Annotated in this window: 19 protein-coding genes; 11 read left to right on the forward strand and 8 right to left on the reverse strand. The window is 74.0% G+C overall.

What is annotated here, in order from left to right; translation table 11 throughout:
- Positions 1–18: 18 nt before the first annotated feature.
- From CFP65_RS00410 to CFP65_RS00430, 5 genes are read left to right on the forward strand one after another with little or no spacing between them, the layout of a single operon-like run.
- On the forward strand, positions 19–963 hold the full coding sequence (locus CFP65_RS00410) for a ribokinase (RefSeq protein WP_174805485.1): 945 nt from the start codon (positions 19–21) through the stop codon (positions 961–963).
- Positions 956–1,351 (forward strand): D-ribose pyranase, encoded by a 396-nt coding sequence (rbsD, locus tag CFP65_RS00415; RefSeq protein ID WP_104814205.1) that lies wholly within the window; start codon positions 956–958, stop codon positions 1,349–1,351. Before CFP65_RS00410 ends, rbsD begins: the two co-directional genes overlap by 8 nt.
- A 26-nt stretch (positions 1,352–1,377) precedes the next feature.
- Positions 1,378–2,340, forward strand: coding sequence for a sugar ABC transporter substrate-binding protein (locus CFP65_RS00420; RefSeq protein WP_104814206.1), 963 nt, complete (start codon positions 1,378–1,380; stop codon positions 2,338–2,340).
- A 5-nt stretch (positions 2,341–2,345) separates the two neighbouring features.
- The gene (locus CFP65_RS00425) at positions 2,346–3,890 is read left to right on the forward strand and encodes a sugar ABC transporter ATP-binding protein (RefSeq protein WP_217368116.1); all 1,545 of its coding nucleotides are present in this window, start codon (positions 2,346–2,348) and stop codon (positions 3,888–3,890) included.
- On the forward strand, positions 3,887–4,912 hold the full coding sequence (locus CFP65_RS00430; protein WP_104814207.1) for an ABC transporter permease: 1,026 nt from the start codon (positions 3,887–3,889) through the stop codon (positions 4,910–4,912). The genes CFP65_RS00425 and CFP65_RS00430 overlap by 4 nt, the downstream gene beginning before the upstream one ends.
- Before the next feature lie 13 nt (positions 4,913–4,925).
- Here CFP65_RS00430 and fusA read toward each other — a convergent pair whose 3' ends face one another.
- The 4 genes from fusA to rox all read right to left on the reverse strand — a co-directional run bounded on the left by fusA (position 4,926) and on the right by rox (position 10,232).
- A complete protein-coding gene (gene fusA / locus CFP65_RS00435; protein ID WP_104814208.1) occupies positions 4,926–6,980 on the reverse strand; it encodes an elongation factor G in 2,055 nt (684 codons plus the stop codon).
- A 279-nt stretch (positions 6,981–7,259) separates the two neighbouring features.
- Positions 7,260–7,907 carry a class I SAM-dependent methyltransferase gene (locus CFP65_RS00440; RefSeq protein ID WP_174805486.1) on the reverse strand — a complete coding sequence of 216 codons (648 nt, stop codon included), beginning with the start codon at positions 7,905–7,907 and terminating at the stop codon, positions 7,260–7,262.
- Positions 7,908–7,932: 25 nt separating this feature from the next.
- Positions 7,933–8,694, reverse strand: a complete 762-nt coding sequence (locus CFP65_RS00445; RefSeq protein WP_104814210.1) for a crotonase/enoyl-CoA hydratase family protein — start codon at positions 8,692–8,694, stop codon at positions 7,933–7,935.
- Positions 8,695–8,774: 80 nt separating this feature from the next.
- Positions 8,775–10,232, reverse strand: coding sequence for a rifampin monooxygenase (gene rox / locus CFP65_RS00450; RefSeq protein WP_104814211.1), 1,458 nt, complete (start codon positions 10,230–10,232; stop codon positions 8,775–8,777).
- A gap of 154 nt (positions 10,233–10,386) precedes the next feature.
- Here rox and CFP65_RS00455 point away from each other — a divergent pair, with 154 nt between their 5' ends.
- Complete coding sequence (locus CFP65_RS00455; protein WP_158701948.1) at positions 10,387–11,028, forward strand: cyclopropane-fatty-acyl-phospholipid synthase family protein; 642 nt, start codon at positions 10,387–10,389, stop codon at positions 11,026–11,028.
- A gap of 405 nt (positions 11,029–11,433) precedes the next feature.
- Complete coding sequence (locus tag CFP65_RS00460) at positions 11,434–13,695, forward strand: tetratricopeptide repeat protein (RefSeq protein WP_158701949.1); 2,262 nt, start codon at positions 11,434–11,436, stop codon at positions 13,693–13,695.
- A 15-nt stretch (positions 13,696–13,710) separates the two neighbouring features.
- Here the strand turns inward: CFP65_RS00460 and CFP65_RS00465 are convergent, their stop codons facing one another.
- Positions 13,711–15,300: a DUF2079 domain-containing protein gene (locus CFP65_RS00465; protein WP_104814213.1), complete on the reverse strand. Its 1,590-nt coding sequence runs from the start codon at positions 15,298–15,300 to the stop codon at positions 13,711–13,713.
- 120 nt (positions 15,301–15,420) lie between these two features.
- On the opposite strand from CFP65_RS00465, the gene CFP65_RS00470 reads away from it, so the two are divergent.
- The 4 genes from CFP65_RS00470 to CFP65_RS00485 all read left to right on the forward strand — a co-directional run bounded on the left by CFP65_RS00470 (position 15,421) and on the right by CFP65_RS00485 (position 20,172).
- Positions 15,421–15,843 carry a GntR family transcriptional regulator gene (locus CFP65_RS00470; protein ID WP_104814214.1) on the forward strand — a complete coding sequence of 141 codons (423 nt, stop codon included), beginning with the start codon at positions 15,421–15,423 and terminating at the stop codon, positions 15,841–15,843.
- Positions 15,844–15,977: 134 nt separating this feature from the next.
- A complete protein-coding gene (locus CFP65_RS00475; protein WP_254552794.1) occupies positions 15,978–16,886 on the forward strand; it encodes an ATP-binding cassette domain-containing protein in 909 nt (302 codons plus the stop codon).
- Positions 16,886–17,989, forward strand: coding sequence for an ABC transporter permease subunit (locus tag CFP65_RS00480; RefSeq protein ID WP_104814216.1), 1,104 nt, complete (start codon positions 16,886–16,888; stop codon positions 17,987–17,989). The genes CFP65_RS00475 and CFP65_RS00480 overlap by 1 nt, the downstream gene beginning before the upstream one ends.
- A 287-nt stretch (positions 17,990–18,276) precedes the next feature.
- A complete protein-coding gene (locus CFP65_RS00485) occupies positions 18,277–20,172 on the forward strand; it encodes a M1 family metallopeptidase (RefSeq protein WP_104814217.1) in 1,896 nt (631 codons plus the stop codon).
- A 118-nt stretch (positions 20,173–20,290) separates the two neighbouring features.
- Here CFP65_RS00485 and CFP65_RS00490 read toward each other — a convergent pair whose 3' ends face one another.
- From CFP65_RS00490 to CFP65_RS00500, 3 genes are all read right to left on the reverse strand, one after another.
- A complete protein-coding gene (locus CFP65_RS00490) occupies positions 20,291–21,592 on the reverse strand; it encodes a beta-ketoacyl synthase (RefSeq protein ID WP_104814218.1) in 1,302 nt (433 codons plus the stop codon).
- Positions 21,589–21,987 carry an acyl carrier protein gene (locus tag CFP65_RS00495; protein WP_104814219.1) on the reverse strand — a complete coding sequence of 133 codons (399 nt, stop codon included), beginning with the start codon at positions 21,985–21,987 and terminating at the stop codon, positions 21,589–21,591. The genes CFP65_RS00490 and CFP65_RS00495 overlap by 4 nt, the downstream gene beginning before the upstream one ends.
- Positions 21,988–22,088: 101 nt before the next feature.
- The gene (locus CFP65_RS00500) at positions 22,089–23,225 is read right to left on the reverse strand and encodes a beta-ketoacyl-ACP synthase 3 (protein WP_104814220.1); all 1,137 of its coding nucleotides are present in this window, start codon (positions 23,223–23,225) and stop codon (positions 22,089–22,091) included.
- Positions 23,226–23,309 lie beyond the last annotated feature (84 nt).

Genomic DNA, 23,309 nt, shown 5'->3' on the forward strand with positions numbered 1-23,309 from the left:
ACCACGGAGCACGAAGCGATGACTGAACGACTGGTCGTGGTCGGCAGCCTCAACATGGACCTCTCGGTCACCGTCCCCCGCCTGCCCGCCCCCGGCGAGACCGTCCGGGGCACGGAGGTGGTGCGCGGGGCCGGTGGCAAGGGGGCCAACCAGGCCGTGGCCGCCGCCCGGCTCGGCGCGGCCGTGACGCTGGTCGGTCTCGTCGGTGCGGACGCCTACGGCACCGAACTCCGCGAGCGGCTGGCCGCCGAGGGGGTGGCGGACCACACCGTCGCAGAACTCCCCGATGCGGCCAGCGGGTTGGCCCTGATCGTGGTCCAGCAGGACGGCGAGAACACCATCACCCTCTCCCCCGGCGCCAACGGCCGGCTCGACCCGGCCACCCTGGCCCCCCTACTCGACCTCGCCCTCACCCCGCCTCCCGGCGCCGTCCTGCTTCAACTGGAGGTCCCGCTGTCCACCGTCCACGCCGCCACCCGCCGCTCCCGCGCGGCCGGCGTCCGCACCGTGCTCAACGCCGCCCCGCTGCCCGAGGACCCGCGCGCCCTGGCCGAACTCCTCGGTGAGATCGATGTGTTGGTGGTCAACGAGACCGAGGCCGCCGGCTTGCTCGACGCCTCGCCCTCCCCCGACACCAGGCCGGCCGAGTGGGCCGAGCGAGCCGACCGGCTCCGGTCGCTCGGGCCCGACACCGTCGTGGTCACCCTCGGCGCGGCCGGGGCCGTGGCCGCCGGCCCGGACGGGCTGCTCACCGAGCCCGGCTTCACCGTCCGGGCCGTGGACACCGTCGGCGCCGGCGATGCCTTCTGCGCCCAACTCGCGCTGGCTCTGGGCACGTCCACCCCCCTGCCCGCCGCCCTCCGCCGGGCCTGCGCCGCCGGGGCGCTCGCCGCCACCCGGCAGGGCGCACAGTCCGCCCTGCCCACCCTGGCCGAGGTCGACCAGTTGGTGACCCGTGCGTAGCGCGGGCCTCTGGCACCCCGGGCTGCTCCAGCTCGTCGCCTCCCTCGGCCACGGCGACCTGCTCGTGGTGGCCGACGCCGGCCTCCCGGTGCCGCCCGGGGTGGAGAGCGTGGACCTGCTCTGGCACGCCGGCGAACCCCGCTTCCTCCCCGTCCTCGGCACTCTGCTGGACGAGTTGGTGGTCGAGCGCGCCACCCTCGCCCGCGAGGCGGCCGACCCGGCCCTGCTCGCAGGCCTGGACGCGGCGTTCGGCCCGCGCGGCATCCCCGTCGACCGCCTCTCGCACGACCGCCTCAAGCAGCTCAGCACCACCGCTCGCGCGGTGGTCCGCACCGGCGAGACCACCCCCTACGCCAACGCGGTGCTCCGCGCCGGCGTCCCGTTCTGACCCCCACCCGGAAGGCAGCACACCCCGTGAAGCAGACCCTCGTCCCCGCCGCCCTCGCCCTCCTGCTGGGCGCCACCCTCACGGCCTGCGGCCAGGAGGGCGGTGGCAGCAGCGCCGCCTCGGGCCAGGGTGGCAAGCCCACCGTCTGCCTGGTGATGAAGTCGCTGGGCAACCAGTACTTCCAGACCATGGAGAAGGGCGCCCAGGCCCACGCCGCCCAGCGCGGCGACCTGACCCTGACGGCCAGCGGCATCCAGAACGAGACCGACATCGACGGCCAGATATCGGCGATCAACAAGTGCGTCACCGACCAGGCCGCCGCCCTGGTGGTGGCCCCGGCCGACTCCCGCGCCCTGGTCGCGCCGCTGGCCCGGGCCGCCAAGGCCGGGATCAAGCTGGTCAACATCGACGTCAAGCTGGACGACGGCGCTCTCTCGTCGGCCGGTCTGGACGTGCCCTACGTCGGGCCGGACAACACGGCGGGGGCGCAGCAGTCCGGCGAGGTGCTGGCCAAGGCGCTCGGCCCGAACGGCAAGGTGGTGATCCTGGAGGGCATCTCGGGTGCGGCCAACGCGCAGCAGCGCAAGGCCGGCTTCCAAGCTGCCGCCACGGCGGGCGGGTTGACCGTGCTCGACGCCAAGTCGGCCAACTGGGAGACCGACCAGGCGTACACCGTGACCACCAACCTGATCACCGCCCACCCGGACCTGCAGGGCGTGATGGCCTCCAACGACGACATGGCGCTCGGCGCGGTGAAGGCGATCGCGGCGGCGAAGAAGCAGGGCCGGATCCGGATCGTCTCCTTCGACAACGTGGACGCCGTGCACCCGTACCTCGCCGACGGCACCGTGCTGGCCACCGTCGACCAGTACCCGGGCAAGCAGGCCGGGGACGGCATCGACGTGGCGATGCGCGAGATCGGCGGGGAGCACGTGACCGGCTGGGTGAAGACCGACCTCAAGGTCGTCACCAAGTCCGACCTGGGCTGAACGCCGTGACCAACTCGCCATCCGGCAAGGCCGGTCCGCTGCTCGAGGCGGTCGGCATCACCAAGCGCTTCCCCGGTGTCCGCGCTCTCGACGGCGTGCGCCTGAGCCTGCGACCGGGCGAGATCCACGCCCTGCTCGGCGAGAACGGCGCCGGCAAGTCCACCTTGGTCCGGGTACTGGCCGGGGTCCACCGGCCGGACGAGGGCACCATGACCCTCGGCGGCGAGCCCTACCACCCAGGCTCGGCGGCCGACGCGATCGGCGCCGGGGTGCAGGCGGTGCACCAGGAGCTCAACCTGCTGCCGAACCTCACCGTCGCCGAGAACCTCTTCCTCCAGCACCTGCCGCGTCGCCGCGGCCTGCTCGACCGGCGCGAACTCGACCGTCGGGCTGCCGAGTTGCTGGCCGAAGTCGGCCTGGACGTGCACCCGCGGACCAAGGCCGAGCGGCTCGGCATCGCCCAACTGCAACTCCTGGAGATCGCCCGCACGCTCTGGCAGGACTGCCGGGTGCTGATCCTGGACGAGCCGACGGCCACCCTGACCCCGCGCGAGACGGAGCGCCTCTTCCTGCTGCTGCGCCGGATCGCGGCGCGCGGCACCGCCGTGCTCTACATCTCACACCACCTGGCCGAGGTGTTCGAGCTCTGCGACCGGATGACGGTCTTCCGCAACGGCGGCTACGTGACCTCCAAGCCGCTGGCCGAGACCGACCCGGCCGAGGTGATCCGCCTGATGGTCGGCCGGGACCTGGCCCAGGAGTACCCGGCCCCGCACGGCGGCGAGCCCGGCGCCGAGCTGCTCCGGGTCGAGGAGCTGCGCCCACCGGGCGGCCATCCGGTCAGCTTCGCGCTGCGCGCGGGCGAGGTGGTGGGGGTGGCCGGCCTGGTCGGCTCCGGCCGCACCGAAGCAGTCCGCGCGCTGTTCGGCGCCGACCGGGCCGAGGACGGCCGGGTGCTGGTCAAGGGCGCACTCGCGCGGATCCGCTCGCCCCGGGACGCCGTCCGGCACGGCATCAGCCTGCTCACCGAGGACCGCAAGGGCCAGGGCCTGGTGCTCGACCTCCCGCTGACGGCCAATCTGACCCTGAGCGCCACCCACCTGGTCTCCCGGCGCGGCCTGCTGCGCCGCCGCGAGGAGGAGCGGCTGGCCCACCAGGCCGTGGACCGGCTCCAGGTCCGCACACCGGGCATCCGGCAGCCGGTGCGCACCCTCTCCGGCGGCAACCAGCAGAAAGTGGTGCTCGGCCGCTGGCTGCTGGCCGACTCCGAGGTGCTGGTGGTCGACGAGCCGACCCGTGGCATCGACGTCGGCGCCCGGTTCGAGATCCACCAGCAGCTGGTCGACCTCGCGGCGGCGGGCAAGGGCCTTCTGGTGGTCTCCTCCGACCTCCCGGAGCTGATGGGCGTCTGCGACCGGATCCTGGTCTTCTCCCGCGGCCGGATCGCCGGGGAGGTGGCCCGGCCCGAGTTCGACAGCTCCCGCCTGCTCACCCTCGCCTACTCCGGCTACTCCACCGCCGCTCCGCACTCGAAGGACGACACCCGATGAGCACCTCCGCCGCCACCACCGGCCCGCGCCCGCCCCGCTCCGCCGCCGCGCTGGCCCGGCAGGTGATGGGTGAGGCGGGCATCGGCCTCGCCCTGCTCGCCCTGGTCCTGGTCTTCGCCCTGGCCGCGCCGAAGTTCGCCACCTCGGCCAACCTGACCAACATCGCCACCGAGATCACCCTCAACACCATGCTGGCCGTCGGCATGACCTTCGTCATCCTGGTCGGCGGCATCGACCTCTCGGTGGGTTCGGTGATGGCCCTCAGCGCCGTGGTGGCCGGCCCGGTGCTCACCGCGCACGGCCTGCCCACCGCCTTGGCCGTCCCGCTCGCCGTGGCAGTGGCCGCCCTGGTCGGGATGGGCTGCGGGCTGGTCAACGGCCTGGTCTCCGAACGCTGGCGGGTGCCCGCCTTCATCGTCACCCTGGGCATGCTCAACGTCGCCCGCGGCGCCGCCCTGCAGTACACCGACGCCAAGACGGTCTACGACTTCCCCGGCGGCTTCAGCCGGTTCGGCACCTCCACCCTGCTCGGGGTGCCGACCCTGTTCTGGATCGCGCTGGCCATGGTGGCGGCCGGCCACCTGGTGCTCACCCGCACCGTCTTCGGCCGCCTGGTCTTCGCCATCGGCGGCAACGAGGAGGCCGTCCGTCTCTCCGGCCACCGCACGGCCCGGGTCAAGGTCGCGGTGTACGTGATCTGTGGTCTGGCCGTGGGCATCGCCGCCGTCACGTACATGGCCCGGCTCAACATCGCCAGCCCGATCCTGGGCAGCGGCTACGAATTGAACGCGATCGCCGCCGTGGTGATCGGCGGCGCCTCGCTCTCCGGCGGGAAGGGCTCGATGGTGGGCACCCTGCTGGGCGCCTGCCTGCTCGGGGTGCTCACCAACGGCCTTCTACTCCTGGGGGTTTCGGACTTCCAACGGCAGATCATCACCGGTCTGGTGATCATGGTCGCCGTGGTGGTCGACCACTACCGTGGCCGCCTCGCCACGAAACTCCCCCTCGACGCCTCCTCCTGATCGGTCCCTCCGGTCACTTCGGTGCGGGGGCGTAGCCGGTCGGCCGGGCCGTGAAGGTGCCCCGGCCCTGCGTACGACTGCGCAACCGTGTGGCGTAGCCGAAGAGTTCGGCCAGCGGCACGGTGGCGGTGACCACGCCGGTGCCGCCCCGGGTGGTGTTGCCGGTCACCCGGGCCCGGCGGGCGGCGAGGTCGCCGAGCACCGTACCCACCGTCTCCTCGGGCGCGGTGACGGTGACCTCCACCACCGGTTCGAGCAGCCGGGTGCCGCCGCGCCGGAGCGCCTCGCGCAGGGCGAGCCGTCCGGCGGTGCGGAAGGCCGGCTCCGAGGAGTCCTTCGGGTGGGTCGCCCCGTCCGTCAGCACCACCCGTAGCCCGGTCACCTGGTGCCCGCCCAGCGGGCCCTCGGCGAGCGCGTCCCGGCAGCCGGCCTCGACCGCCCGGACGTACTCCTGCGGCACCCGGCCGCCGACCACGGTCGAGCGGAACTCGAAGCCCTCGGTGCCGAGTCCGCCCAGCGGCTCGGTGTCGATGACCACGTGCGCCCACTGGCCCGACCCGCCGTCCTGCTTGACGTGCCGGTGCACCAGCCCGCTCACCCCCTGCTCCACGCTCTCCCGGTACGCGACCTGCGGCCGGCCCACGTTCACGGCCAGGCCCCGGTCCCGGCGGATCTTCTCCACCGCGACCTCCAGGTGCAGTTCGCCCATGCCGGAGAGCACGGTCTGCCCGGTCTCCGGGTCGGTGCGCACCGCGAGCGAGGGGTCCTCGTCCACCAACCGGCCCAGTGCCTCGGCCAGTCGGTCGGTGTCCGTGCTGCGGGCGGCCTCCACCGCCACCGACACCACGGGTGTGGCGCTGGTGGGCGGTTCGAGCAGCAGCGGGGCGGCCGGTGCGCAGAGCGTCGTCCCGGTCCGGGCCGCCTTCAGCCCGATCACGGCCACGATGTCCCCGGCCACCGCCTGCTCCACCTCGTGCTGCCGGTCGGCCTGCACGCGCAGCACCCGCCCGATCCGCTCGGTCCGCCCGGTCGTGGCGTCCAGCACCGTGTCCCCCTTGCGCAACGTGCCCGCATAGACCCGCAGATAGCTCAGCCGCCCGGTGGCGGTGGCCACCGACTTGAACGCCAGCGCGGCGAACGGCGCGGCCGGATCGGCCGCCCGGTGCTCCACCGCACCCTGGTGCGTGCCTGCCACCGGCGGCACGTCGACCGGCGAGGGCAGGTACGCCACCGCCGCGTCGAGCAGCGGCTCGATGCCGCGGTTCTTGTACGCGGCGCCGCAGAGCACCACCACCCCCGCACCGCTGTGGGTGAGTTCGCGCAGCGCCTGCCGCAGCGTCTCCTCGGTGAGCCCGCCCCGCGCGCAGTACTCCTCCAGCGCGGCCGGGTGCAGCTCGGCCACCGCCTCCTCCAGTACGCGGCGGCGCCTCTCGGTCTCTGCCCTCAACTCCTCAGGGATCTCACGTACTTCGAGCGCCGCCTCCTCGCCCACCCAGACCAGCGCGCGCAGCGTCACCAGGTCGACGACGCCGAGGAAGCCCTCCTCCCGCCCGATCGGCAGCTGCACCACCAGCGGCACGGTGCGCAGCCGGTCCCGGATGGAGGCCACGGCGGAGTCCAACTCCGCCCCGGCCCGGTCGAGTTTGTTGACGAACGCGATCCTCGGCACCCCGTGCCGGTCGGCCTGCCGCCAGACCGATTCGCTCTGCGGCTCGACGCCGGCCACGGCGTCGAAGACCGCCACGGCCCCGTCAAGCACCCGCAGCGAACGCTCGACCTCGTCGGCGAAGTCCACGTGCCCGGGGGTGTCGATCAGGTTGATCCGGTGCCCCCGCCAGTCGCAGCTGACGGCGGCGGCGAAGATGGTGATCCCCCGGTCCCGTTCCTGCGAGTCGAAGTCGGTGACGGTGGTGCCCTCGTGCACCTCGCCCCGCCGGTGGATCGCCCCGGTCAGGTGGAGCACGCGTTCCGTCACGGTGGTCTTGCCCGCGTCCACGTGGGCCAGGATGCCCAGGTTCCGCACGGCAGCAAGGGAGTTGACGTGTCTGATCTCCGTGGTGGTACGCACGGCCTTGGGCCTCTCGTCGTCGAGCCGGTGAAGCGGAGTCGGCGCGATGCACCCCCGACGCCGCCGCACCGCCCCCACTCACGGGGGCCCGGACTCAGGCGAGCGTCAGAGACCTCCGGTACCGGGCGCGCAGCCGGGACCGGACGGAAGAGGACACCAGGATCACCTCGTACCGCGACGAGGCAGGAACGACGACAGCGGCAGACCCACGCATGGCCGTCCCTCCCTCTCCTGTGTCCTCACGGTTCGCCCACCCCGACCGGGTGGCGCCCGCCGAGTCTAGGGACCCTCCCGTCCACCCCGCACCGGGTTTTCCGACGCGGCGGGCTTGTCCCAGACGACCGAGTAGCGCCACAGCAACCGTCGGCGGTAGCGGCAGCCGGGCAGCAGTCGCCGGGCCTCCCGGCGGGCCTCGCCCCAGGCCAGGTCCGGCGGTCGGACGGGCATCCCGGCGGGAGCGGTCTTTCCTCCGTGCAGCCGCGCCCGGATCCGGGCAACCGGCAGGCCGGCTCCGCTCACGACCCAGTCCAGCGGAGTCCGGTTGCGGGCCAGACCGATGATCACCAGTCGGCCTCCGGGTGCGAGCAGCCTCACCATGGCTCTGACCGCCCGTTCGAACCCGACGTGGTGGACCACTGCCACCGCAGTGACGAACTCGTAGGACTCCGGGGCGAGATGGTCGACCGAGCCTTCGACGAGGAAGTCGGCCTGGACGAAGGCGACCCGCGCCGGCCGCCGCTCCCGGGCCAGGCGGATCATCTCGCCCGAACGGTCCACCCCGGTGACCGATCCGACCAGCCGGGCCAGCTCGCTCGCCAGTCCGCCGTCCCCGCACCCCACGTCCAGGGCCGTCCGGCAATCGGCCGGCACGGCGTCGAGCACCACTCGGTGGTAGTGAACGTTGTGGTTCCAGTAGCCCGTGGCCACGGCTCCGCCTCCCGCCCTCACCTCGTCAGTCCGCGAAGCTGCCGTGGCGGCCCTGGCCGGCGGTGAAGCGGGCCGCACCGGCCAGGGTGTCGGCGGCCAGGCCGTGGGTGCCGTGCTGCCATTCGTTGGCCAGGGCGGCGGACTCGGGGAGGCCGTGCTGTTCGCGGGCCGAGAGGCGGTCGTGGCGGAGGGTGGTCTGAGGGAAGGCCGCGAGCTGGGCGGCCAGGGCCTCGGCGGCGGCGCGTTCCTCGCCCGCCGGGACGAGGCGGTTGGCCAGGCCGATGCGGTGGGCCTCGGTGGCGTCGACCGGGCGGCCGGTGAGGATGAGGTCCATCGCGTGGCTCTCCCCGATCAGGCGGGGCAGGCGGACGGTACCGCCGTCGATCAGGGGGACGCCCCAGCGGCGGCAGAAGACGCCGAAGACGGCGTCCGCCGCCGCCACCCGCAGGTCGCACCAGAGCGCCAACTCCAGCCCGCCCGCGACGGCGTGGCCCGCGACGGCCGCGATCACCGGCTTGGTCAGCCGCAGCCGGGTCGGCCCCATCGGGCCGGGACCCTCAGCGGAGAGGCGGTTGCCGCGCTCGGTGCCCACCGCCTTGAGGTCGGCCCCGGCGCAGAAAACGCCGCCCGCGCCCCAGAGCACGGCCACCGCGGCCGACTCCTCGACCTCGAACTCCTCGAAGGCAGCCACCAGCGCGGCGGCCGTCGGCCCGTCCACCGCGTTCCGCGCCTCCGGCCGGTCCAGCACCACCGTCCAGACCGCGCCGTTCTTCTCCACCCGGACCATCGCGTCACCTTCCACACCGTCAGCTGCCGTCACCTCGGGACGCCCAGCCAACCGCACCCACCCCCGCCCCCGCCAGCGCGTCAGTCGGCCGCCTGGCCGAACCACCGCTCCAGCGCCCCGGCCAACCCCGCCTGTTCGGTCCCGATCCACGCCACGTGCCCGTCCGGCCGCAGCAGCAGCGCCGGGGCCGGCACCTCCGCCGCCAGGACCTCCACCCGGTCCACCCGGTCGGCCCAACCCGCCGCCGAAAGGACGCCGGTGGCGTCCAGCAGCAGACCCCGCCCGCCGTGCATCAGCGAGTAGAGCTGCCCCTGCTTGAGCGGCAGGTCGCGCAGCCGCCGCCCGACCAGCTCCTGCTCGGAGCCGAGGTCGTAGCGGACGCCCACGGCCGTGATCATCTCGGTGATGTGCCGGTTGACCTCGGGGAGGTCCATCAGCTCGCCGACCAGCGCGCGCAGCGCGACCGCGCCCGGGTCGGTGCCGAGCAGCGCGATCTGGGCCCGGGTGTTGAGCAGGACGCGGGTGCCGACCGGGTGGCGTTCGGCCTCGTAGCTGTCGAGCAGGTCGGCGGGGGCCCAGCCGGCCACGGCGGCGGCGAGCTTCCAGCCGAGGTTGAAGGCGTCCTGCACGCCGAGGTTGAGGCCCTGGCCGCCGGTGGGTGGGTGGATGTGGGCGGCGTCGCCCGCGAGCAGCACCCGGCCCACCCGGTAGCGCTCGGCCTGGCGGGTGGCGTCGCCGAAGCGGGAGAGCCAGCGGGGCGAGTGGGCGCCGAAGTCGGTGCCGGCCACCGCGCGCAGGCGGTCCTTGAGCTCCTCCAGGGTCGGCGGGGTGCTGCGGTCCTCGGTCACGCCCTCGGCGGGCACGATCACCCGGTGCACGCCCTCGCCGACCGGCATGGTGCCGAACCGCAGCTGGGTCTTGCGCACCTCGGCCACCACGGCGGCCACCTCGGCCGGGTCGGCGGTCAGCTCCACCTCGCCCATCAGCGTCTCCACCCGGCTGGGCTCCCCGGGGAAGGCGACCCCGATCAGCTTCCGCACGGTGCTGCGGCCGCCGTCGCAGCCGACCAGGTAGCGGGCGCGCAGCCGGGAGCCGTCGGCCAGCTCCACCTCCACGCCCGCCTCGTCCTGGCGCAGGCCGGTCACCTCGCAGCCGCGCCGCAGCTCGGCGCCGAGCTCCTCGGCGCGCTCGGCGAGCAGCCGCTCGGTGACGGTCTGCGGCACGGCCAGCCCGTACGGGTGACCGGTGTCCAGCTCCTCGGGCCACGGCTTCGCCACCCCGGCGAAGGGGCCGCCGACGCTGAACGGCTCACCGGCGGCCCGGAAGCGGCCGAGCAGGCCGCGCTGGTCCATCATCTCCACGCTGCGCACGTGGATGCCGAGCCCCCGGGACTGGCCGCTTGGCTCCGGCAATTTCTCCAGCACGACGGTTCGCACACCGTGCAGCCGCAGTTCGGCGGCGAGCATCAATCCGGTGGGCCCGCCTCCGGCGATCACCACGTCCACGGCTTCGACTGCTCCACTGCTGGCGTCGGTCATACAAATCCCCTGGTACCTCGGTGGTTTCCGGTCGAGACCGACGATTCTGCGCCACCACCGGGGCCTTGCCGCAAGGCCCCCCGTACGCTATATCTTGATAGTGGCAAGGAGTGGTTTTCGTTCCTTGCCTTTCGTGTTTTCCGGGAGGCTCCCGTTGGACAGTCAGGCCTGGGACGCCCGGTACGCGGTGGCGGCCTCGATGTGGGGCGCGGAGCCGAACCGGTGGGTGGTGCGGGAGCTCGGCGCGCTGGCGGCCGGGCGGGCGCTGGACCTCGCCTCCGGTGAGGGGCGCAACGCGCTCTGGCTGGCCGGGCGCGGCTGGCGGGTGACGGCCGTGGACTTCTCCGAGGTGGCCGTCGACCGGGCCAGGCAGCTGGCCGAGGCGGCGGAGGTGACCGAGCGGCTGACCGTCCTGCGGGCCGACCTGCTGGACTACCGGCCGACGCCGGGCGGCTACGACCTCGTCCTGATCGCCTACCTGCACCTGCCGGCGGCACAGCGCCGGGGCGTGCTGCGCCGGGCGGCCGAGGCGCTCGCCCCGGGCGGGACGCTCCTGGTGACCGGCCACGACAGCACCAACCCGACCGAGGGCGTGGGCGGCCCGCAGGACCCGGCCGTGCTCTACTCCCCGCAGGACCTGCTCGACGATCTGGCCGGTCTCGGCCTGCACACCGTCCGCGCCGAACGCCTGCACCGCCCGGTGGCCGGCTCGGGGACCGGCCGTGGGACCGCGGCCGGCGGGGAGAACGGAAGCGCGGAGGCGGTCGACGCGCTCGTCCGCGTCGACCGCCCCTGAGCCGCGCCCTCACGGCGCTGCGGACCGGCCAGGCCCCGGCGAGCCGGCCGGCCGCAGCTGCGTGCGGGTACGCGAAGCCGGGAGACCCCAGGCCAGGATCCCCCGATTCGCGTCGTTCCCCTCGCTCCTGAGGCTGCCCGTCCGACCGCCCCAGGGAACGTCCCCGTCGGGGAACGCTGGTGACGAGGCCCGCCCCCGTCGGACTTTCGTCCGCAACGGGCCCCGTCGCTTGATGAATATCTTCCTTGATCACCGGGCCCGCCTCCATGGCGTTGGGTTGGCGTTGGCATGGTGTTTGGGACCCGCCCGACCCGCTAGGGTCACTGGCGGGGGCGTTCGTGCAGGGTGGGCCACCTTGACATGTCCGCCCTCAGCAGTTCGGTGGATTGTGTGTGGGGAGTGTGGGTGACTGTGGGTTTCGGGGCGCTGCTGCGGGATTTCCGGTTGAAGGCCGGGTGGACGCAGGAGGACCTGGCCGAGCGTTCGGGGGTCTCGATGCACGCGATCAGCGTGCTGGAGGCCGGACGCCGCACGCCGAGGATCTCCTCGGTGAGCCGGCTGGCCGCCGCCCTCGGGCTGGACGACGCGAGCCGCGAGCAGCTGGTGGCCGCCCTCCGCGCCCCGACCACCACCACCGCTGATGCTCCGGCGGCGACCACCGAACCGGCCCGGGTGGTGCCCCGGCTGCTCCCGTACGACGTGGCCGACTTCACCGGCCGGAGCCAGGCGCTGGCCGATCTGACCGAGCAGATGGTCGGCGGCCACCGGCCGGGCATGGTGGTGATCTCGACCATCGCGGGCATGGGCGGCATCGGCAAGAGCACCCTGGCCGTGCACGTGGCCCACCGCTGCCTGGCGGACTTCCCCGACGGCCAGCTCTACGTGGAGCTGCGCGGCGCGACCAACCCGCGCGACCCGGGCGAGGTGCTCACCGACCTGCTCCGCGAACTCGGCGTGCCGCCCCAGCAGGTGCCGCCCCAGCCCGAGGCCCGGGCCGCGCTCTACCGCAGCACGCTGGCCGGACGCCGGGTGCTGCTGGTGCTCGACGACGCCAAGGACGCGGCTCAGGTCCGCCCGCTGCTGCCCGGCACGCCCGGCTGCGGGGTGCTGATCACCAGCCGCTCCCGGCTCGCCACCCTGGCCGGCGCCGCCCGCCTCGACCTGGACGTGTTCTCCCCCGCCGAGGCGCTGGAGCTGTTCACCACCCTGGTCGGCGCCGAGCGGGTGGCGGCCGAGCTCGTCGCCGCCTCCCGGATCCTCGACCAGTGCGCGGGCCTGCCGCTGGCGATCCGGATCGCCGGGGCCCGGCTGGCCTCCCGCCCGGCCTGGTCGCTGAGCTCGCTCGCCGACCGGCTGGCCGGCGCCCGTCCGCTGGACGAGCTCGCCATCGAGGACGCGGCGGTCCGGGCCAGCTTCCGGGTCAGCTACGACACGCTGAACTCCTCCACCGCGCCCGCCGACCGCGCCGCCGCCCGGGCCTTCCGCCTGCTCGGGCTCTGGGGCGGCGCCGATCTCGCCCTGGAGGCCGCCGCCGCCCTGCTCGGCTGCTCGGTGGACGAGGCCGATCGGGCACTGGAGGCGCTGGTCGACGCCCATCTGCTGGACAGCCCCGCGATGGGGCGCTACCGCCTGCACGACCTGCTGCGCGCGTACGCGGGCGAGTGCGCCGAGGCCGAGGAGGCGCAGCAGGACCGCTGGGCCGCGGGCGAGCGGCTGGCCTCCTGGTACCTGCACGCCGTCACGGCGGCGGCCGACTGGTTCAACGACCAGCGCGTGCGGCCCGACCTCACCGTGTTCCCGGCGCCCGCCGCCCTGCCGACCCAGGCCGACCGGGCCGCCGCGATCGCCTGGGCCCGGCAGGAGCGCCCCAACTTCACGGCCGCCGCGACCCTGGCAGGGGCCCAGCCCGAACCGGTCATCGCCTGGCGGCTGGGCGCCGAGCTGTTCCACATCTTCAGCCAGACCGGGTACTGGGACGACTTGGAGGCCTGCGACACGGTCGGCCTGCGCGCGGCCCGCCAGCTGGGCGACCGTGTCGCCCAGGCCCGGATGCTGGTCGGGCTGAGCAGCGCCGACCGCCTGGCCGGGCGGCTGGAGGAGTCGCTGGTCAAGGCCCGGGAGGCGTACGAGCTCGCCGAGGACGGCACCAGCGACTACACCCACTTCACCACGATGATCCACTACGCCTCCTCGCTGCACTGCCTGGAGCGCTACGAGGAGGCGATAGCCGCCTACGAGCACGCCTTCGCCACCCGGCGCGGGGAGGTCCGGCCCGGCGTGCTGGCGGCGGCGATGAACAACCTCGGGTACGCGTACCACAAGCTGGGGCGCCATCAGGATGCGATCGAGTGCTACCTCCCCGCCCTGGCACTCTCCCGCCAGGCACAGTCCGCCTACGTGGACGCCGCCCTGCTGGACGGGCTCGGCCGGGCGCACCTCGGGGCGGGTGAGTTCGACCGGGCGGTCGAGCGGTTCGACGAAGCCGTCCTGCTCCGCACCCGGTTGGGCGACCAGGCCGGACTCGGCTCGACCCTCGAACAGCTCGGCGACACCCACCGGGCCGCCGACCGGCCCGAGCAGGCCCGCGAGGCCTGGACTCGCGCGCTGCACGTCCTGGAGGCCGCCCGCCACCCGGGTGCGGAGGCCGTCCGCGCGAAGCTGATCTGAACGGCCGCCCCCGCGTCAGGGACGGTGGAGGACGGTGATCCCGTCCTCCTGGGCCACCGTCAGATAGCCGAGCCCCCGGTAGGCCGCCAGTGCGGCGGCCGTCACGGCCTCGGCGCAGGGGGTCTTGACCGTGGGGTCGGTGTCGTCGGCCACCACCCAGGCCGGCGGGGTGGCCGAGCGCGGGCCGGGCTCCTGGCAGACCAGGCTCACCTCGGCCCGGGCCACCAGGATCGGCGCCAGCCGGTTGGTGGCGGCGACGGTGGCGCCGTCCGGCACCACGGCCAGCAGCCGGTGCGCCGTCCGCACGTGCGCGGACTGCTGCCAACTGCTCGGCAGCGCGAGCTCCCGCATCGGGTAGACCAGCGTGGTGACGGCCGCGAAGGCCGCGCAGGCGGTGAGCACCCGGCGCAGCGTGCGGGGTGAGCGCAGTTGCGGGTGCCGGTCGAGGCTGTCCAGCAGGGCGCCGAAGAGGATCGGCATCAGGATCGCGCTGTAGTGGTAACCGGGCTGCCAGTAGTGCTCGTTGTCGGCGAGCAGCCGCCAGGCCAGGGTGGGCGCGCAGAGCAGCAGCAAGGGTGAGCGCAGCCCGACGAAGGCGACCGGCGCGGCCAGCATCAGCAGGAGCAGCCACTTCACCGGCGGCCAGCCGAACCTGACCAGCAGGCCGAGGGCTCGGCCCACCGGCAGCCCACCGTCCTCCCCGCGCCCGCCGGCCCCGGCGCCGCTCCCGGCGCCGGGCAGCTGGTGCCAGTAGTCGAAGACCCCGTGCGGGTTGGCCAGGGGCAGCAGTACCGCCATCTCCACCACGGTCGCACCGAGCCCGCACACCAGCACGGCCAGCCCGAGCCGCCGCAACCGTCGCTGCCCGTCGGGGCCCTCGGCCTGCCCGTCCGATCCACCCTCCCGCCCGTCCGCCCCGCCCGGCTGCCCCTTCGGGCCTCGGCTCCAGCGGCCCGAACCGGACCGGCTCCTTAGCAGCAGGTAGCCGCCGAGGGCGGCGACGGTCAGGCCGAGGTCCTCCTTGACCAGCACCAGCGGCAGCGCCCAGAGCACGGCCGCCCGCCACCGCCGGGCGGCCAGCGCCTCGGCGGCGAAGGCCAGCAGCGGGACGGCGAAGCAGATCTCGTGGAAGTCGAAGGAGACCGCCGAGACGATGCCCCAGGAGCTGCCGAAGGCGAGGCCCAGCACCAGGCCGCCGACCGGCCCGGCAGTGCGGTGGGCCCAGCGGGTGACGGGCAGACAGGCCAGCGCCATCAGCGCGGCCTGGGCCAGCAGCAGGGTGACCGGGGTGGGGAAGAGCCGGTACGCGGGGGCGAGCAGGGCGAGGACGGGGTGGAAGTGATCGCCCAGCAGGTCGTAACCGGGGCCCTTGAGCGGCACGATCGGCGCCTGCCCGTGGGCGTAGGCACGGACGGCCTGCTCGAAGATGCCCAGGTCGAAGGCGGCGCTGAGCATCCGCTGGTGCCGGCTGACCGAGAGCAGCGCGTAGAGCGCGAAGAACAGCCCGGCCACGGCCCAGCCGAGTTGCGGCCCGCTCATCCGCCGGGCCGCCCGCACCGGACCGGGGTGCTCCTGCGGCGAGGCCTCCACCAGCCTGTCGATCATCTGATCACCATTCCACTAGTTAACTAGTGGAATGGTGATCACGGCTCGGAATCCCTTGTCAAGACCGGTCTTGACGCGGAGGCGGGTGGCTGGGCAGGATTTCCCTAGATAACTAGTGGAATGGCGGTCCAGGTGGTCGAGTACCTCATCGACCGGCACAGCGGGCTCTCCCCGTACCTCCAGATCGTGGAGCAGACCAAGCGGGCGCTCCGCCTCGGCGTGCTGCGCCCGGGCGACCAACTGCCCACCGCGCGGGAGGTGGTGGAGGCGACCGCGATCAACCCCAACACCGTGCTCAAGGCCTACCGCGAGCTGGAGCGGGAGGGGCTGGTCGACAGCCGCCGGGGGGTCGGCACCTTCGTGCGCCGCTCCCTGGCCAAGCCGGAGACGGTGGCGGACTCCGCCCTGCACACCGAGCTCGCCGCCTGGGTGCGGCGGGCCCGGGAGGCCGGGCTCGACCGCGAGGACGTGGCGGCCCTGGTCACCACGGCCCTGGATGCCGGCTTCGCCGGTCCGCCACCCGCGCGCACCTCCGAGTCCTGACCAGCCCGACCTGCCAGCACCACCCCCGAGGAGCCCGGGTGAGCCACCAGCCACCACCCCCCGCCGCACCGTCGGCCGGCACAGCCGAGACAGCCGAGCCCGTCTCCCACCGCGAGACGGACGGAGCACCCGCACTGACGGCCACCGGCCTGGGGCTCAGGTACCGCAAGGGCTGGGCCCTGCGCGACTGCGACTTCCGGCTGCCCGCCGGGCGGATCTGCGGGCTGGTCGGGCCCAACGGCGCGGGCAAGAGCACCCTGCTCGGCCTGGCCACCGGCCTGCTGACCCCCGCCACCGGCACGGTCACCGTCTTCGGCGGGGCCGCCACCGGAGCCGAGGCCCGGCGCCGGGTCGCCTTCCTCGCCCAGGACAAGCCGCTCTACCCCCGGCTCAGCGTGGCCGACACCCTGCGGGTCGGCCACGAGCTCAACCCGGGCTGGTGCCAGGAGACGGCCGAACGGATCGTCCGGCTCGGCGGCCTGGCCCCCGGCGCGAAGATCGGCTCGCTGACCGGCGGTCAGCGCACCCGGGTCGCGCTCGCCCTGGCCCTCGGCAAGCGACCCGACCTGCTGCTGCTCGACGAACCCCTCTCCGACGTCGACCCGGTGGCCCGCCAGGAGCTCACCGGACTGCTGATGGCCGAGGCCGCCGAGCACGGCACCACCGTGCTGATCTCCTCCCACGTGCTGGCCGAACTCGACGGCGTCTGCGACTTCGTGCTGCTGCTCGGCGACGGGCGGGTGCGCCTGGCCGGCGACGTGGACGAGCTGCGCGAGGCGCACCGCCTGGTGGTCGGCGCCCACGAAGGCACCCACACCCCGCCCGGGCTGGCCGGGCACGACCTGGTCGAGCTGCGCCGCACCGGCCGTCAGCTCACCGCGCTGCTACGCCCCTCGGGCCCGCTCGACCCGGCGCTGGACGCCACCGTACCGACCCTGGAGGACCTGCTGCTCGGCTACCTGCGCGCGCCCGAGGCCGCGCCGTACCTGCTGCCCGAGGCCACCCCCGGCGTCCGCGCCGCGCACGCGGAGGTGGCCGCCTGATGGCCGCGACCACCTTCGACCGGCCGGACCAGGCCGGGCCGCGCTTCGGACGGCGCTTTGGGCTGCGCGGCACCGCCTGGCTCAGCGCCCGGCAGGAGCGCACCGCCTTCCTGATCGGCGGGGGGCTGCTGCTGGCGGTCTGCGCCTGGCTGCTGTTCCTCGGCGGCGTGATCCAGCACTACGTGACGGTGAACCATCTCGAGGGCTGCAACGTCGTCTACTTTCCGCCCGAGTGCGAGGGGCGTGGCTCGCAACTCGCCGAATCCCTCGACCCGCTCTGGCAACCGGCGGTGGAGATCACCGGCTGGGTCCTGTTCGCGCTGCCGCCGGCCCTCGGGCTCTTCCTCGGCGCACCGCTGCTGGCCCGCGAGTTCGAGACCGGCACCTACCGACTGGCCTGGACGCAGTCCGTCTCCCGACGGCGCTGGCTGGCCGCCCGGCTCGGCGTGCCGCTGGCCGTCACCCTGCTGGGCTCCACGCTGCTCGCGGTGGTCTCCACCTGGTGGGTGAACGTGATCGAGGGGCGGTTCGCCGTCCCCGGGTACTACCACTGGTTCACCTGGCTGAGCCGCAGCACCGAGGGCCCGGCCGTGGTGGGCTTCAGCCTGCTCGGGGTGGCACTCGGCGCGGCGGTCGGGCTGGTGACCCGGCGGGTGGTCGCCTCGATGGCGGTGACGGCGGTGCTGATGCTGGTGCTGCGACTGGCGATCGACGCCCTGCGCTTCCTGCTCACCCCGGCGAGGACCTCGGTGATCCCGGCCCGAATGGGCCTCGACCCGGGCGACCCGCACACGGTCATCATGGGCGGCGGCCACCTGGGCACCCACGTCCCGCTGGAGTCCCTCAACCTCGAGACCGGCCTGATCAGTTCGGACGGTACCCACCTGCCGCTGCCCAGCGACTGGATCGACACCCTCCCGGACGGCCGCATCCTCTGCACCACCGACGCCTGCCACACCCACCCGGACGTGGTCCAGGCCTACACCCAGTACCAACCACCCACCGCCCACTGGCCGATGCTCTGGGCCGAGACCGGCCTCAGCCTGCTGCTCGCCGCCCTGCTGGTCGGCTTCAGCTTCCTCTGGATCCGCCGCATCCGCTGATCCCGGCCTCCGCGGCCACACACCGCGGCCACACCGTTCCCTCACCCGCACCCTCACCTCGACTCGGCACCGCCCACCGGCGGTGCCGGGTCGTTTCCGTCTCCGTTCACGCTGGGGAGCCGTGTGGTTGACGATAAGTCAGCCCGTGGCGGTTTTATGTCATGACTCTTTCAATACCGGGATTTTACTGTCAGGCTTCCTCCTGGTCTCAGGGGTGGGAGCGCCTCTCTGCGGCCGCCCCACCGGCCGTCCGGTGCTCCAGCCAACCCGGAGGAACCAGAGGAACCATGAGTAGGACCCTTGTCAGAAGAGGACTCACGCTGGTCACCGGCACCGCGCTGTTCGCGGCCGTCGGGCTGACCGGCGCGCTCGGCGTCCAGCCGGCCGGCGCGGTCGGCTCCCAGGGCGCCTCCGCCGCGCACGCGGCCAAGGCCGCGGCGGCCACCTGCACCCCCACGCAGGTGCTCGCCAACCCCGGCTTCGAGAGCGGCAGCACGGGCTGGACCGGCTCCAGCGGGGTGATCGGCTCCGCCTCGGGGCAGAGCGCCCACTCGGGCAGCTCCTTCGCCTGGCTGGACGGCTACGGCTCCAGCCACACCGACTCGCTCGCGCAGAGCGTCACCATACCCGGCGGCTGCACCACCGCCACGCTGACCTTCTGGCTGCACGTCGACACCGCCGAGACCGGCTCCACCGCCTACGACAAGCTGACCGCGAAGATCGGCAGCACCACGCTGGCCACCTACAGCAACGTCGACGCGGCCACCGGTTACGTGCAGAAGACCTTCGACGTCTCCTCGTTCATCGGGCAGACCGTCAGCCTGGCCTTCTCCGGGGTCGAGGACAGCAGCCTCCAGACCAGCTTCGTGCTGGACGACCTCGCGCTCAACACCTCCGGCGGCGGTACTCCCCCGCCTCCCACCGACACCGTCCGCACGCCCACCCCGGGCCGGTACACCGTCAGCCTGAGCAGCGACAGCACCGGCGCGGTCTGGAACGGCCACGAGAGCGTGAGCTACACCAACGCCTCCGCCACCCCGCTCACCGAGGTCTACCTGCGGCTCTGGGACAACTGGCACGGCAGCTGCCCGACCACCCCGATCACCGTCACCAACGTGACCGGCGGCACCCCGGCGGCGCTCTCGGTGGCCTGCACAGCGCTCAAGATCTCGCTGGCCACCCCGCTGAACCAGGGTCAGAGCGCCACCGTCGGCTTCGACCTGGGCATCAAGGTGCCGAGCGGGGCCGACCGCTTCGGCCAGGACGGCGCCTTCAGCTTCATCGGCAACGCCCTGCCGGTGCTCGCCATCCGCGACGGCTCGGGCTGGCACCTCGACCCGTACACCAACAACGGCGAGGCGTTCTACTCGCTGGCGGCGGACTTCGACGTCACCCTGGACCACCCGACCAGCCTGCTCGTCCCGGCCACCGGCACCTCGGTGGACTCGCCCGGCACCTCGGGCCGCACCGTCACCCACGCCACCGCGGGCAAGGTCCGCGACTTCGCCTGGGCGGCCGGTCCGTTCAGCAAGATCTCCGGGACTTCGCCGGCCGGCGTGGCCGTCAACGTCTACTCCGTCAGCGGGATCAGCGCCGCCAACGCCCAGTCGATGCTCACCACCGCGAAGTCCGCGGTGGACGCGCACGCGGCCCGGTTCGGCGCCTACCCGTACGGCGAGCTGGACGCGGTGATCGACAACAACTTCTGGTTCGGCGGCATGGAGTACCCGGGGTTCGTCCTCGACCTGGTCTCCACCACGGCCCTCACCCACGAGATCGGCCACCAGTGGTGGTACGGCATCGTCGGTGACGACGAGTACAACGGGCCCTGGCTGGACGAGGCGTTCACCGACTACGCCACCGACCTCGCCCTGGGCAGCACCGGCTCGGGCTGCTGGAACAGCGTCTCCTGGGCCTCCTCCGCCGAGAAGATCACCAACTCGATGGCCTACTGGGACGCCAACTCCAACCGCTACTCCACCGTGATCTACGGCTACGGGAAGTGCGCCCTGCACGACCTCCAGCGGCAGCTCGGCGACACCGCGATGGCCAAGCTGCTCAAGGACTACGCGCAGGCCCACTGGTACGGCGTCTCCACCACCGCCGAGTTCAAGGCGGCCGCGCAGGCCGTCAGCTCCACCGACCTCACCTCCTTCTGGTCGCAGCACCGGATCGAGGGCTGACCCCAGGTCAGCTTGTGTGTGGGTGCCCCCGACTCGGCAGCGTGCCGGGTCGGGGGCACCTCCGTGTGCCGCCTTCAGCTGCCGTCAGCCGCCGTCAGCGGCCTTCTGCCGCAGGCGGTCAGAGCGGGGCGAAGGCGAGGACGGCGTTGTGGCCGCCGAAACCCGCCGAGTTGCTGAGCGCCAGGCGGACCGGCCGGCGCCGCGCGGTGCCCGTCACCAGGTCGAGCCCGGCCGCCTCCGGGGCGGGACGGCGCAGGCCGGCGGTCGGCGGGGCGAGGCCGTGCTCGACGGTGAGGACGGTCAGCACCGCCTCGATCGCCCCCGCCGCGCCCATGGTGTGGCCGAGCACGCCCTTCACCGAGGTGACGGAGGGCCCGGACCGCTCGAACAGCCGCCGCAGCAGACCTGCCTCGGCCCGGTCTCCGGTCGGGGTGCTGGTGCCGTGGGTGTTGACGTGGTCGACCTCGGCGGCGTCCGCCCCGGCGGCGGCCAGCGCCCGAGCGGTGGCCTCGCCCAGACCGCGCCCGGCCGGGTGGGGCGCGACCGGGTCGTACGCGTCGGTGGCGGTGCCGTGGCCCACCAGCAGCGCGTGCACCGGGGCGGCCCGGGCCAGCGCGTCCGCCTGCCGCTCCAGCACCAGGACCCCTGCCCCCTCCCCGATCACGAACCCGTCCCGCTCGGCGTCGAACGGCCGGGAGGCCACCGCCGGGTCCTCGGCCCGCGACAGCGCGCCGAGCTGATGGAAGCCGGCCACGCAGAGCGGGGTGATCATCGCGTCCGTACCACCGGCCACCACCACGTCGCAGAGGCCCGCCTGGAGCAGCAGCGCCCCGAGCTGCACCGCCGTCGCCCCGGAGGCACAGGCCGTGGCCGTGTGCAGCACCGGGCCGCGCACCCCGAGGTCGATCGCCAACCGGCCCGCCGCCATGTTCGGCAGGAAGCCGGGCAGCGTGGTGGCGGAGACCGCCGCCGGACCGGACTTCCGCAGCACGGCGGACTGCTCCTCGTACCGGCCCACTCCCCCGGCCGCCGAACCGAGCACCACCGCCACCCGGGCGCCGTCCCAGCCGACGCCCGGACCGGCTGCTCCCGGACCGGCTGGTCCCGGCACCGCTGCCTCCGCCGGCTCGAACCCGGCGTCGGCGATCGCCTCACGGGCGGCGGTGAGCGCGAACTGGGTGCTCCGGTCGAGCTGCCAGACCCGCTTGCCGGGCGCGGCGGCGCGCGGGTCGTAGTCGGGCACCCGGCAGGAGAGCCCGACCGGCAGACCCTCCAGCGCGGGGTCGCACGCGGCGGCCGACTGCCCGGCGAGCACCCCGCGCCAGCTCGGCCCGACCCCGACCCCGGCCGGGGTCACCAGCCCCAGGCCGGTGACGGCGATCGGCGAACAGCGCCGTCCGGACTCCGCCGGGGTGGTCACTCCGGCTCCTGCCAGGCCGCGGCCGGGATCTGCCCGTACACGGCCTCGGCCAGCTGATTGAGCGTCAGCCCGCCGGCGGTGTCCTCCTCGGGGAGCGGGATGCTCCACTGTTCACGCAGGGTCAGGAACAGCTCGACCCGGGCGAGCGAGTCCAGATCGAGCGAGTCCAGGGTGGCCTCGGGCTTCACCTCGGTGAGCGGCACCTCGAACTTCTCAACCAGCACGGTGACGAGGTGGCCGCGCACGGCGGCGCGGTGGTCGACCGGGGTGCGGTCGGTGTCGGTGCGGTCGGCGTGGGCGGTGTGGTCGGTGTCGGTGTCGGTGTCGGTGTCGGTGTCGGTGTCGGTGTCGGTGTCGGTGTCGGTGTGGCTGGTGCAGTCGGTGTTCGTGCTCATGGGGCTGACTCCTTCGGGTGTGGTGCGGGACTCGGGGCAGTAGTCCTTCTCGGGGCCGAGCCGACGAGCCGTCAGTCGGCGGACCGTCAGTCGGCGGGCGGTCAGTCGGCGGGCGGTCGCGGGTGCGGGATGAGGGTGTGACCGGTGGTGTCCGGCCAGTTGAGGGTGACGGAGGCCCAGGTCAGGCCGCCGCCGAAGGCGGTCAGCAGGGTGCGGGCCCCTGGCCGGGCCGCGCCCGCCTCAGCGATCTCGGCCAGCACCAACGGGATCGAGGCCCCGGCCGTGTTGCCGACCTCGCCGATGTTGCCGAACCTCGCCGCCTCCCGAAGGGCCAGCCGATCGGCCACGGCATCGAGGATCCGCTGGTTGGCCTGGTGTCCGACGAACACCTCCACCTCGCTCCCCGGCCACCCGGTGGCGCCCAGCACGGACCGGGCCGACTCGGTCATCCGCAGCACGGCCTGGGCGTACACCTGCCGCCCGTGCATCCGGAAGTACCGCTCCACCCGGGGCGGCGGGCTCTCCCTGGCCGCCGCGACGCCGGCCGCCAGGGTGGTGAACCGGGGCCCGGACGGGGCAGGTGCCGGTGCCGGGTAGGGGGCGCGGGCCCCGCCCGAGGCGATCGCGATCAGGTCGGCCGCACCGCCGTCGCTGCCCCAGTCGACCTGCCGGACCGCCCCCGGGCCGTCCGGATCGCCGGCCGTGAGCAGCACGGCACCGGCACCGTCGCCGAACAGCGCGGCAGTGTCCCGGTCGGACGGGTCGATGATGGTGGAGTACTTCTCCGCCGCGACCACCAGCGGTGCGGCCGCCACCCCGGCCCGGACCAGCGCGGCGGCCGTGATCAGCCCGTACAGGAAGCCGGAGCAGACCGCCGACAGGTCGAAGGCCGGGATCGGGCCCAGGCCGAGCCGGTGCGCCACCTCGGGTGCGGTGGCCGGGCAGCGGCGGTCGGGGGTGGTGGTGGCGAGCAGCAGGAGGTCGGGGCGGTGGCCCGGCGCCGACCGGAGCGCCGCCGACGCGGCGGCCACGGCCAGCTCGCCGGTGCTCACCCCGGGCGCCGCCCGGCGGCGGCGCCGGATGCCCGTCCGGCTGCGCACCCACTCGTCGGTGGTGTCCAACCCGCCTCGTGCGATGACCTCCTCGTTGCTGACCACCTCGGGCGGAAGGCTCGCGCCGAGCCCGCGGATGACGGCGGTGCGACCCCCTCTGGCGGCGGTGTGGGGTGGGGTGTCCATGACGGGTGACCTCCGTTCGCGGGGACGGGCGGGGCTGGTGGCGGAAGTGGTGGCCGGCGCCTCGGAGAAAAGCGCGCCGACTGA

It is taken from the genome of Kitasatospora sp. MMS16-BH015, from assembly GCF_002943525.1.
Taxonomy (GTDB): domain Bacteria; phylum Actinomycetota; class Actinomycetes; order Streptomycetales; family Streptomycetaceae; genus Kitasatospora.